Source organism: Kitasatospora sp. NPDC059827 (assembly GCF_042731675.1).
In the GTDB taxonomy this organism is placed as follows: Bacteria; Actinomycetota; Actinomycetes; order Streptomycetales; family Streptomycetaceae; genus Kitasatospora.
The window spans coordinates 143656-154859 of the sequence record NZ_JBHWIV010000015.1; the positions used below are offsets into that span (position 1 = coordinate 143656).

An 11204-nucleotide genomic window follows, 5' to 3' on the forward strand; every position below is an offset into this window, starting at 1 on the left:
GTCAGATTCCGATCTGGGAGTCGGCGGTCCAGGACTGCAGTTCGCTCATCCAGGAATCCCAGATCCCGGTGACGAGCAGCAGACCGACCGCGACGAGCATGCCGCCACCGATCCGCATCACGAGCGGGTAGTGCCGCTTGACCCACCCGAAGGCGCCCAGCGCCCGGCGGAAGGCCAGCGCGGCCACGATGAACGGTACGCCGAGGCCCAGGCAGTAGAAGGTCATCAGCAGGGCCCCGCGCGCCGCGTCCGCCTGGTTCAGCGACAGCGTCTGGACGGCCGCCAGGGTCGGGCCGATGCAGGGCGTCCAGCCGACGCCGAACACCATGCCCAGCAGCGGCGCGCCGAGCAGGCCGACGGCCGGGCGGCGGTGCGAGCGCACCTCGCGCATGCTCAGGCCCGGCACCAGGCCCATGAAGGCCAGGCCCATCACCACGGTCAGCGAGCCGAGCACGATCGCGATGGCCCGCTTGTGCTCCTGGAGGGTGTTGCCGAACTGGCCGAACAGCGCCCCACCGGAGACGAAGACCACCGTGAAGCCGAGGATGAACAGGGTCGCCCCGAGCAGCATCCGGCCGCGCTTGGCGCCGCGGGCGTCCGCGAGGTCGGCGGCGGAGAAGCCCGTCACGTACGACAGGTAGCCGGGCACCAACGGCAGCACGCAGGGCGAGAAGAACGAGACCAGCCCGGCCGCGAGCGCGACCGGCGCGGCGGCGAGCAGCGCCCCGCTCTGGACCGTGGTGAAGGTGTCGGCCAGCGGGAGGGCGGCGGCGTTCAGCGGCCCAGTCACTGCTGCTGCTCCGCGACCACCGGCTGGACGATCGACTCCAGCGCCTCCTGGGTCGTCCCGCCGACGGCGCGGGCGGCCAGCTTGCCGTCGCGGTCGACGACCAGGGTGGTCGGGATGGACTGCGGGTTGAGGCTGCCCCTGGGGAACTTGAGGAGCTGGGTGCCGGCCGGGTCGAAGATGCTCGGGAAGGAGACGCCCTGCTCCTGCTCGAAGCGGACGGCGTTGGTCTTGTCGGTGTCCCGGGTGTTGATGCCCAGGAACTGGACGCCCTTGTCCTTGTACTCGTCCGCGACGGCCTGGAGGTTCTTCGCCTCGGCCCGGCACGGCCCGCACCAGGAGCCCCAGACGTTCAGCACCACGACCTTGCCGCGGTAGTCGGAGAGCTTGACCTGGTTGCCCTCCAGGGTCTCCCCGGAGATGTCCGGCGCGTCCCCGCGCTTGCCGGTGTCCGCCTTCGACAGGTTGGTCCCCTTGACGGTCACGAACCCGACCTGCCCCTCGCTGCTGCTCGACGAGCCCGAGGAGGAACAGCCGGTGAGGACGAGCGCAGCGGCGGCGACTGTGGCGGCGGCTGCGGCGACACGGGGACGGGGGCGCGTCATGGCAGACATGTGAAAAGTTTCGCATGGAGTTCCGGGCGGGTTCGCCGGGGTCCTACCTTGCGCGTCGCACACCCCCTGACCTGCGAAGACCTCGGGCCACCCGACTTTCGTCAGGTGACCCGAAGTCATACTTACGCACCGCTTACGGGCCTCAGGCGCCGAAGCTCTTGCCCACCGGCTTGTCGCCCTTGCGGCCCTTGCCGACCAGGTGCGCGGGCAGCAGGTCACGGGCCGGCTCGCGGTACCCGACCGAGACGATGCTGTCGCCCTCGAAGGTGAAGCTGGTCAGCGAGGCCAGCGAGCACTGCCGGTTGCGCGGGTCGTGCCAGAGCCGGCGGCGCTCCACGAAGGAGCGGAGGATCCAGACCGGCAGCTGGTGGCTGACGCAGACCGCCTCGTGCCCGCGGGCCGCGTCCCGGGCGGCGCCGAGCGCGCCCATCATCCGCACCACCTGGTCGAGGTACGGCTCGCCCCAGGAGGGCTTGAACGGGTTGGTCAGGTACTTCCAGTAGCCCGGGTTGCGCAGCGAGCCGTCGCCGACGCCGAAGGTCTTGCCCTCGAAGACGTTCTCCGCCTCGATCAGCCGCGGGTCCGCCGCGACCTCCAGACCGTGCGCCTTCGCGATCGGCTCGGCGGTCTCCTGGGCCCGCTCCAGCGGGGAGGCCACCACATGGGTGATGTCCCGCCCGGCGAGGTCCTCGGCGACCCGGTCGGCCATCTGACGGCCCAGCTCGGACAGGTGGTAGCCCGGCAGGCGGCCGTACAGCACGCCCTCCGGGTTGTGCACCTCACCGTGGCGCATCACGTGGACGACGGTGATCTCTTTGGCGCTCACTTCTCAACTGCTCCTGTGGTCTGGAGGGGGGGCTCAGGCCGTGGCGGCGGCAGCGGCGCGGGCCGCGGCCGGCAGCGCGGCGGCGATCCGCTCGATCGCCCGGGCGTCGTGGGTCGCCGAGACGAACCAGGACTCGAAGGCGGACGGCGGCAGGTAGACGCCCTCGGCCAGCATCGCGTGGAAGAAGGCGGTGAAGCGGAACGCCTCCTGGGTCTTCGCCTGGTCGTAGTTCGTGACCTGCGCCTCGGTGAAGAACACCGAGAACATGTTCCCGGCGGTCTGCAGCCGGTGCGCCACGCCCTCCTTGGTGAGCGCCTCGGAGACCAGGCCGGAGATCTCGGCGGAGACCTCGTCCACCGTCGCGTACACCTCGTCGGTGCAGCCGCGCAGCTGGGCCAGGCCGGCCGCGGTGGCGACCGGGTTCCCGGACAGGGTGCCCGCCTGGTAGACCGGGCCGGCCGGGGCCAGGTGGGCCATCACGTCGGCCCGGCCGCCGAAGGCCGCGGCCGGGAAGCCGCCGCCCATGACCTTGCCGAAGGTCAGCAGGTCCGGCGCCCAGCCCTCGTGCGCCGCCTCCAGGCCGTACCAGCCCGCCTTGGAGACGCGGAAGCCGGTCATCACCTCGTCGGAGACGAACAGCGCGCCGTTGTCCCGGCAGAGCCGGGCCAGGCCGGCGTTGAAGCCGGGCAGCGGCGGGACGACGCCCATGTTGCCGGGCGAGGCCTCGGTGATCACGCAGGCGATCTCGCCCGGGTGGGCGGCGAAGGCCTGCTCGACGGCGGCCAGGTCGTTGTACGGCAGCACGATGGTGTCGCCGGCCTGGGCGCCGGTGACGCCCGGGGTGTCCGGCAGGCCGAAGGTGGCCACGCCGGAACCGGCGGCGGCCAGCAGCGCGTCCACGTGACCGTGGTAGCAGCCGGCGAACTTGACCACCTTCGCCCGGCTGGTGAAGCCGCGGGCGAGCCGGATCGCGGACATGGTGGCCTCGGTGCCGGAGGAGACCAGGCGGACCTGCTCGACCGGGGCCACCCGGGAGACGATCTCCTCGGCCAGCTCGACCTCGCCCTGACCGGGCGTGCCGAAGGAGGTGCCGCGGGAGACCGCCCGCTGGACGGCCTCGATCACGGCCGGGTTCGCGTGGCCGAGGATCATCGGACCCCACGAGCACACCAGGTCGACGTACTCGCGGCCGTCGGCGTCGGTGAGGTAGGGGCCGGTGCCGGACACCATGAAGCGCGGTGTGCCGCCGACCGCGCGGAAGGCGCGCACCGGGGAGTTGACGCCGCCGGGCGTGACCACGGAGGCGCGATCGAACAGCGACTGGGACTGGGGGGCTTCGTAGGGGTAGCTCACGGGAGACATGGTCTCAAATCGTGTCCTTGGGCTCTGCATGTCCGGCCCGATCATCTGGAACGATGATCCGGGCACCGTTGTCTGTACGGTTGTCCCTGACGGTCGCCCGTGGCGGTGGTGTACGGGCGGGGCCGCTGGTTGTTCCGTCACACGGACCAGTCAGACTGTGTGCACAGAGTGCGCGAGCGCTCCGGTTGTGTACAGGGGTGTGGAGAGGACTGCTGTGTGCCGCTGGTGGGTACGGCCCGCGAGTAGGCACGGCGGCGAATGACGGTAAGGAGCACGGCCGGCGGGACGCCGGACGTGCGGGGGTCTGTCGATTCCGGCGAGTTCCGGTGAGGATGGTCCGAGTGTCCGAGGCGCAGGACGGGTTCGACGAGGCAGCGGGTGGCCCCCGCAGGCCCGCCGAGACCGCACGCGGGGGTACGGGAGCGGGTACGGGTCGTGGTCGTCGCGGCGGCGAGAGGCGGGGTGAGGGACACGTGGGGGTGACGTACAAGTACTTCGGCGCACCGGACCGCGCCACCGCCGCCAGAGTCCCCACCGCCCTCGGCCCGGGCGGGCTGGGCCTGGACGCCGGCGAACTCGGCGCGCTGGGGCGGCTCGGCGACCTGATGGAGACCAGCGGCTCCCCCACCGGCCACCTCTCCACCAAGATCAAGCCGGAGACCATGAGCGCCATGGTCCTCACCGGCATCCAGGGCGTCCCGCTGCACCAGGTGCCGCCGCTGGAACTCGTCGTGCTGCACCCCGACTACGCGGTCGTCCAACTCCCGCACAACGTGGTCGAACCGCTGCGCAAGGCGGACGAGACCGAACTCGGCGCGGCCGCCTTCATCTGGTCCACCGTCCCGGACCGCCGCGGGCCGCGCGACGCCTTCGTGATCTACAGCATGCTGCACGAGTGGCAGGACTTCGCCAACCGGCTGCACGACGCCGGCCACCAGCTGTACTGCCTGGTCTGGCCCTGAGCGCGCCGCGCCCGGCGCACTGAACGCCGGTCGGGGCGAGGGCGATTGACGGTCCGTCAAGCCCCTCCGACCCGGGATCGGCTGCCGGGCGGGTCAGCCGCGGGAGCGGCGGGCCCGTCGGACGGTGCGTTCGCTCTCGACCGGCTCCGCCAGGTGCCCGTCCACCAGCCGGGACAGGGCCGAGACGAAGACCTCCTGCTCGGGCCGCGGCAGCGCCTCCAGCACCTCCCGGTGGACCCGGTCGGCGATCGCGGTGCCCTGCTCGACGGCGCGTTCGCCCGCCTCGGTGACCGAGATGATCCGCGCCCGGCGGTCGGTGGCGGACGGGCGGCGCTCGGCCAGGCCCGCCTTCTCCAGCTCGTCGACGGTGACCACCATGGTGGTCTTGTCGAGGTCCGCCAACTCGGCCAGCTGGATCTGGGTGCGCTCGGTCTCCTGCGCGTGGAACAGCACGCCGTACGCGCGCGGGGTGATCCCGAGCTCGGTGAAGGCGGCCGCCATCCGAGTCGCCAGCACGTGGCTCGCGTGGTCCAGCAGGCCGGAGATGTCGCGGATCTGGCGCACGGGCGGGGTCGTCGTCATACGTCCGAGATTAGCAACGGCCCGTCTGCTGCCGGATGATCCCGTAGCCAACCAACATCGGGGTTACGGGATACCCAACTCGAACAGCGCATAGCCCGCGTACCAGCCCGCCGCGATCACCGGCATCGCGAACAGCCCGACCAGCGAGGAGGTCCGCACCTTGCGCAGCGCCACCGCCAGGCCGATGCACAGCGGGAAGGCCGGCAGCAGGTAGCGGGAGATGTTGCCGAAGATCTGGTTGCTGCTCAGCGCCGTGAAGACGGTCAGCGCGGTGAAGACCCACAGCACCAGCGGCGGACGGGCCCGCGCCAGCAGCACCAGCAGGCCGGGCAGGGCGATCAGCAGGGCGATCGCGATCAGGTCCGGCACCGGATTGGACTGCCAGAAGTCCCAGTGGCCGGTGATCACGTCCATCACCGTGCGCACGGTGGAGGCGCCGAAGTCGAAGTAGCGGTTCCAGGCGCCGCGCTGGAGCTTGAAGTAGCCGCCCCAGTCGCCCATCCGCCAGCCCACCCAGGCGACGTAGCCGAACAGGCCCCACGGGGTGATCAGCATCGCGGTCAGCGGGCGGGCCACCCCGTCGGTGCGGCGCACCAGGGCGACCAGCGCGGCGATCGACACCGCCGCGATCAGCGCGGCCGCGGTCGGCCGGTTCAGGCCCGCGACCAGGGCCAGCAGCCCGGCCGCGAGCCAGCGGCGGGTCATCACGCAGTAGCAGGCCCAGGCGGACAGCGCGACGAACAGCGAGTCCGAGTAGACCGCCCACTCCACGCCCGAGCCCGGGAACAGGCCCCAGATCACCGCGGCAATCACACCCGCCCGGAACCCCCCGAGCCGCTCCGCGACCGCGAAGATCCCGGCCGCGGCGACCAGCGAGGCGAGCACCGAGACCGCTATCCCGGAGCCGTACGGGCCGAGGCCGGTGACCGCGCCGACCAGCCGCATCAGCCACGGGTAGAGCGGGAAGAAGGCGGAGGAGTTCTCGTAGTAGGTGGCCAGCGGGAACCCGTGCAGCTCGATCAGCTGCGGGTCGTAGCCGTTCTCGGCGATCCGCTGGTACCAGACGCCGTCCCAGGTGCCCAGCACGTCCCAGGAGTGGGCGCCGCCGCCCCGGCCGGGCTGCTTCTTCAAGTAGTCGCCGGTGTGCTCCAGCAGCATCAGGAAGACGGTCAGGCCGATCGCCTTGACCACCGCGTACGCGCCCAGCGCGGGCGCGAAGCGGTCCACCAGCGCCATGAACCGGCCGGGCGTACGGTCCGCCCGCTCCTCGACCGGCTCCCCCGGCCCGGCCACCGGCACGGCGCTGGACGGTTCGGTGCTGGACGACTCGGTGCTCGATGCCGTGCTCATCTGCTCTGGGTACTCCCCGCCCCGCTCATGGTGCGCGCGGCTCCGGCGCAACGACGTTCCGGAGAGCCTACGGCACACCCCCGCACCCCACCCCGCCCCCGCCCGCCCCGGAAAACCCGTGGCGCCCGGCCGCCGCCGCCCCCGACGATGCCCGCATGCCGCTCCAGCCGCCGAAGCACCAGATCCGGGCGCTCCACACCGCTGACACCCTCACCGTCTACCAGGCCTTCCCGCCGGCGATCGCCGAACCGGCGGCGGCCGAGGGGCGGTTCCCGGAGGCGTTCCAGCGGGACCGGATGACCTGGATCAAGCCCTCGTTCCTCTGGATGATGCACCGCAGCGACTGGGGCCGGAGCCCCGATCAGGAGCGGGTGCTGGCCCTGGAGATCAGCCGCGAGGGCTTCGACTGGGCGCTGGAGCGGGCCGTGCTGAGCGGCTACACCGGGCGGGTGCACGCCTCGCAGGCGGCGTGGAAGCGGGAGCTGCGGCAGAGCCCGGTGCGGGTGCAGTGGGATCCGGAGCGCGGGCCGGACCTGCGGGCGCTGGAGTGGCGGACGATCCAGGTCGGGCTGCGCGGCGAGGCGGTGCGGCGCTACGCGGACGAGTGGATCCGGGGGATCACGGACGTCACGGCGCTGGCGGACCGGGTGCGCCGGGAGCGGGATGCCGCGCTGTTGCCGGTGGAGACGGCCTACCCGCTGGGTACGGCCGCCGCCGCCCGGGTGGGGGCGGCGGCGGGCTGAGGTCGGCTGGGGTCAGCTGTGGAGGTAGACGATGCCGAGTTTGGTGAGCTGCCAGAGCTGGGTGGGGGCGCCGGTGTCGGTGGCGAGTTCGACGTAGGGGTTGCCCTTGGCGTCGAGGGTGGTGCCGGCCGCCAGGACCTTGGTCGGGTCCGCCGAGTCGGCGATCCGGTAGTTGCCGTTGCCGGCCGGCGTGAACACCCAGTGCTGGTTGGCGCCGCCGTTGCAGCCCCACTGCTGGATCCGGGTGCCGGGCGCGGTGGAGGCCGCGTTGGCGTCCAGGCACATGCCGCGGTTGCCGCTGAAGTCCAGCTCGTAGCTGCCGCCGGCCTTCGCCTCCAGGACGAAGGACTGGTTCAGTCCGCCGGTCGCCGGGTAGCTGATGGCGGCCCGGCCGTTGGTGGAGTCGCCGTAGCTGCCGCCGCCGGTGAGGTCGAGGGCGTTGCCGGTGGCCGCGTTGGTGAGCTGGTACCAGGAGCCGTCCTCGGGGGTGTCGCCGAAGGGCTTTCCGGGGGTGAGCGGCTGGATCGAGGTGGTGTTCTGCTGGTTGAGGGTGCAGTACGCCTCCGTCTGGTCCGGCTTGGCGAAGAACTGGCCGAGGCAGACGCCCTCACCGCGGTAGCCGGCCACCCGCAGGTGGTACGACTGGCGGACCATGTTCATGCACAGCCCGGGGATGCCGATCTGCGAGTCGCAGCCGTTGCGGGCCCACTCGGAGAGGTTGATGACGTCCCCGTTGCTGTACTCGTACGGCGAACTCGTCCACTCCGCGCACACCTCGTGCCCGAAGGCGACCCGCCGCTGGTCCAAGTACCGGACGCCGGGCACCTGTTCGGCCGCGCCGCGGAGCGCGTCGCTGAGCGTGGGGACCACCAGGTTGTGGCCCCAGGCGAGGTCCTCGGGGAAGGCCGGGCAGCCGTCGGCGATCTTGCCGAGGTAGTCGTTGCGCCGGATGTCCGGGGTGATCGGGTTGAAGTACGACTGGTAGACCAGCTGGTACGAGGAGTCGGCGTAGCCGGCCCGGCGCATGGTCTGCCGGATGTTCTGCAGCGCGGCGACCACCTTGGGCTGGACCGCCTTGGCCCGGCGGCGGATCTCGTCGCTGCCGATGGTGTCCCGGCAGCCCTGGTCCTTGGGGATCGGGAAGTACTGCGCGAGGCAGTGCATCATGATGCCGCTGAAGTCGAAGTCGTCGTTGGCGCCGATGGTGACGACGACCATCTTGACGTCGTACTTGGCCGCCGTGTCGGCGAGTTTGACGTCCTGTTTGGGCTCGCCGAAGTCGCCGCTGCCACCGCCGGTGATCTTGGCCAGTTCGGGGTCGCTGACCAGGTCGCCGGTCTGGGCGCCGGAGCAGGCCAGGTCGATCGGGGTGACCCCGGGGATGTCGGTGGTGAAGATCTCCGACTTGGGGTGCCGGTGGCAGTAGTTGGTGGAGGTGTCGGTCTCCGGGAAGTAGCCGTCGTTGGTGTCGGTACCGGCGCCCTCCCCGGAGATGGCGCTGTCGCCGAGGGCGACGATCGCGGCCGGGCGGGTGGGCGCCGGGGCGGGGGCCGGGGCGCTGTCGGCGAACGCGGCGGGGGCGCCGGCCAGACCGAGGGTGGCGACGAGGACGCCGGTGGCGAGCAGTGCGGCGGACCGGGACGAGCCCGTTCGCGCCCGCCGCGCAGCGGGGGTGCGGAACCTGATCACACGCGACTCCTTGCGGGGGTGGGGGCCGCCCGGCCCGGGGTGTCGGGCGGTGCGGGGCAAGAGAGGTGCCGAAAAGGTGAGCAGGTCTCACATTCTAGGTACTGACAAGTAGTGCAACAAGGCTCGTGACAGCACCGGGAAACCGCCCCCGGAACGGCGGCGGCACGGGAGAACACGAGCGCACCCGAGCGAACCCGGGAGAGCACGAGAAAAAGAGCCGCCGTTCCGCGCCCCAGGAGGGAAGCACGGAACGGCGGCTCTCACCGGCCGAACCGGGGGTGGGTTCAGCCCACGTTGGCGCAGTGGTTGCCGAACGCCGGGTTCAGCAGACCCACGACGTCGATGCTGTTGCCGCACAGGTTGACGGGAACGTGCACCGGGATCTGGATCTGGTTGCCCGAGATGACGCCGGGGGAACCCGCAGCGACACCCTCGGCGCCGGAGCTGGCCATGGCGGTGCCGGCGCCGGCGGCCACGATGCCCACCACGGCCGCGCCGACGGCGGCGGTCTTCTTGATGCTCATGCGAGCCTCCTGACTGTTCATACAGAGATGCACGGGGAGTGCGACATCTAGAACGACACCCGTCCGGAGCGGTTGCGACGGTGCCCGCACTGTCACCCGTCTGGCCCAATCCGGCCGCCGACCGGCATTCGGGTGATCACCGGACCGGACCGTTTCCCCTCGCGTGCTGCCTCGTTCTCCCTCACGAAGACGATCCATCAGGCCCTGCTCAACGAATCGAGTACCGCCCATGCGCAGCTCGCCCACGGCCACGTCGGCACCGCGGCCCACGGCGGGCCGGTCGACGTGGCGGGCCCCCCAGAACCCGGCGTTCGGCGACACCGCCTGAACGCCTGACCGGGAATTCCCGGTCGCACCTCTGTCCGGACCGTTCCCGGCCGTGCGGGAAATGTTCGCGAGGTACCGGAAGAACGCGGCGGCTGCGTCGACGCCCGAGCCACGGGCGCAACACGCCGGTGTGCGCCGCCGGAGTGACAAACACGGCAATCCCTGAACCGTTCGGGTGAGTATTCGTGCTCGCCCGTTTCCCGACATTCCCCTTGCGTCGGGCAGAAATCGGAGGAACTGACATGCGTAACCTCAAGAAGGCCGCCATCCTGTCGCTGGCCACCACCGGCCTGGTGCTCGGTGCCGCGGGCGGCGCGTTCGCCAGCTCGGGCGCCCAGGGTGTGGCCGCCGGCTCCCCCGGCGTGCTCTCCGGCAACCAGATCCAGGTGCCGATCCACATCCCGCTGAACGTCTGCGGCAACACCGTCAACGTGATCGGCCTGCTGAACCCGGCCTTCGGCAACTCCTGCGCCAACGTCGGCTGAACCCGCGGTCGCCGACCCGGCGACAGCTGATTCACCGAGCCCGTGCCGCGCCCCGCAGCGCCGGGGCGCGGCACGCTCCACCCGTGTGTGATCGAGGAGATCAACCCCCATGCAGAACGTGAAGAAGGTCGCCGTCCTCTCCGCCGCCGCTGCCGGCCTGGTGATGGGCGCGGCGGGCTCCGCCGCCGCCAGCTCGGGCGCCGAGGGCGTGGCCGCCGGCTCCCCGGGTGTCGCCTCCGGCAACCAGATCCAGGTCCCGGTGCACATCCCGATCAACCTGTGCGGCAACTCCATCAACGTCATCGGCCTGCTGAACCCGGCCTTCGGCAACAGCTGCGCCAACGTCGAGATGCACCCGCAGCCCGCGGACGACTGCTGATCCCCGATCGGCACGCGTTTCGGCCGTCCTGCCCCCCGACCAGCCGGCCGGGGGGCAGTTCGGTTTCTCCGGACGGGACGTCCGGATGCTCAGGGCCCCTCCCTCGGGTTCCGCCGGGCCGGGCCGCACTCCACCGAAGGGTGAACCGCATGGTTTCGAAGAAGGGCGGGGCCGGGCTGGCCGCCGCCGTGGGCGCCGTGGTGCTGCTCGGCGCAGGTTCGGCGCAGGCCGCTCCCGCCGCCGGGCAGGAGCCCGCCGCGGGCCCGGCCACGCTGGCGAAGACCGACGTCGGACAGGCGCTGAACGGGACGACGGCCGGCCTCGGCTACGGCGTCGCGCCGATCAAGAGCCTGCGCCTGGACCCGTGGGCCAACTCCTCGGCCGACGTGCTCAACAACGGGGCGACCGTCCGGCCGGACCAGGGCCTGGCCCCGGTGGGCACCGGGACGCTGACCGGACCACTGAGCGCGGGCGGCGGGGTCAAGGACCTCCCGCTGGTGGGCGGGCTCTCCGGCGTCCTGCCGGGCTGACCGCGGACGCGCCGGAGCCCGGCACCCCTCCTGGTGGCCAGGGG

Annotated in this window: 13 protein-coding genes; 5 read left to right on the top strand and 8 right to left on the bottom strand. The window is 71.8% G+C overall.

Going from position 1 to position 11204, the window contains the following annotated elements; genetic code table 11:
- Position 1: 1 nt before the first annotated feature.
- The 4 genes from ACFV8H_RS12920 to hemL all read right to left on the bottom strand — a co-directional run bounded on the left by ACFV8H_RS12920 (position 2) and on the right by hemL (position 3589).
- Complete coding sequence (locus tag ACFV8H_RS12920; protein WP_380399077.1) at positions 2 to 790, bottom strand: cytochrome c biogenesis CcdA family protein; 789 nt, start codon at positions 788 to 790, stop codon at positions 2 to 4.
- Positions 787 to 1392 (bottom strand): TlpA family protein disulfide reductase, encoded by a 606-nt coding sequence (locus ACFV8H_RS12925; RefSeq protein ID WP_380399078.1) that lies wholly within the window; start codon positions 1390 to 1392, stop codon positions 787 to 789. Before ACFV8H_RS12925 ends, ACFV8H_RS12920 begins: the two co-directional genes overlap by 4 nt.
- 151 nt (positions 1393 to 1543) lie before the next feature.
- Positions 1544 to 2194 carry a histidine phosphatase family protein gene (locus ACFV8H_RS12930; protein WP_380399097.1) on the bottom strand — a complete coding sequence of 217 codons (651 nt, stop codon included), beginning with the start codon at positions 2192 to 2194 and terminating at the stop codon, positions 1544 to 1546.
- A 66-nt stretch (positions 2195 to 2260) separates the two neighbouring features.
- Positions 2261 to 3589: a glutamate-1-semialdehyde 2,1-aminomutase gene (gene hemL / locus ACFV8H_RS12935; protein WP_380399080.1), complete on the bottom strand. Its 1329-nt coding sequence runs from the start codon at positions 3587 to 3589 to the stop codon at positions 2261 to 2263.
- A gap of 479 nt (positions 3590 to 4068) precedes the next feature.
- Between hemL and ACFV8H_RS12940 the strand changes: the two genes are divergently transcribed.
- Positions 4069 to 4551 (top strand): hypothetical protein, encoded by a 483-nt coding sequence (locus tag ACFV8H_RS12940; RefSeq protein WP_350507657.1) that lies wholly within the window; start codon positions 4069 to 4071, stop codon positions 4549 to 4551.
- A gap of 93 nt (positions 4552 to 4644) precedes the next feature.
- On the opposite strand, the gene ACFV8H_RS12945 is transcribed toward ACFV8H_RS12940, so the two are convergent.
- Positions 4645 to 5133 (bottom strand): MarR family winged helix-turn-helix transcriptional regulator, encoded by a 489-nt coding sequence (locus ACFV8H_RS12945; protein ID WP_375881795.1) that lies wholly within the window; start codon positions 5131 to 5133, stop codon positions 4645 to 4647.
- 63 nt (positions 5134 to 5196) lie between these two features.
- Complete coding sequence (locus ACFV8H_RS12950; protein ID WP_380399083.1) at positions 5197 to 6483, bottom strand: hypothetical protein; 1287 nt, start codon at positions 6481 to 6483, stop codon at positions 5197 to 5199.
- Between the two features lie 155 nt (positions 6484 to 6638).
- Here ACFV8H_RS12950 and ACFV8H_RS12955 point away from each other — a divergent pair, with 155 nt between their 5' ends.
- Positions 6639 to 7226 carry a DUF4291 domain-containing protein gene (locus ACFV8H_RS12955; RefSeq protein WP_380399085.1) on the top strand — a complete coding sequence of 196 codons (588 nt, stop codon included), beginning with the start codon at positions 6639 to 6641 and terminating at the stop codon, positions 7224 to 7226.
- Between the two features lie 12 nt (positions 7227 to 7238).
- Here ACFV8H_RS12955 and ACFV8H_RS12960 read toward each other — a convergent pair whose 3' ends face one another.
- Positions 7239 to 8915, bottom strand: coding sequence for an RICIN domain-containing protein (locus ACFV8H_RS12960; protein ID WP_375881788.1), 1677 nt, complete (start codon positions 8913 to 8915; stop codon positions 7239 to 7241).
- 284 nt (positions 8916 to 9199) lie between these two features.
- Positions 9200 to 9439, bottom strand: coding sequence for a chaplin (locus tag ACFV8H_RS12965; protein WP_375881786.1), 240 nt, complete (start codon positions 9437 to 9439; stop codon positions 9200 to 9202).
- Positions 9440 to 10008: 569 nt separating this feature from the next.
- Here ACFV8H_RS12965 and ACFV8H_RS12970 point away from each other — a divergent pair.
- The 3 genes from ACFV8H_RS12970 (at position 10009) to ACFV8H_RS12980 (ending at position 11160) form a co-directional block, all read left to right on the top strand.
- Entirely contained in the window at positions 10009 to 10251 is a 243-nt protein-coding gene (locus ACFV8H_RS12970; RefSeq protein ID WP_380399087.1) for a chaplin, read from the top strand.
- A gap of 109 nt (positions 10252 to 10360) precedes the next feature.
- A complete protein-coding gene (locus tag ACFV8H_RS12975) occupies positions 10361 to 10630 on the top strand; it encodes a chaplin (RefSeq protein ID WP_375881781.1) in 270 nt (89 codons plus the stop codon).
- 149 nt (positions 10631 to 10779) lie between these two features.
- On the top strand, positions 10780 to 11160 hold the full coding sequence (locus ACFV8H_RS12980; RefSeq protein WP_375881779.1) for a hypothetical protein: 381 nt from the start codon (positions 10780 to 10782) through the stop codon (positions 11158 to 11160).
- The last annotated feature ends 44 nt before the right edge of the window (positions 11161 to 11204 follow it).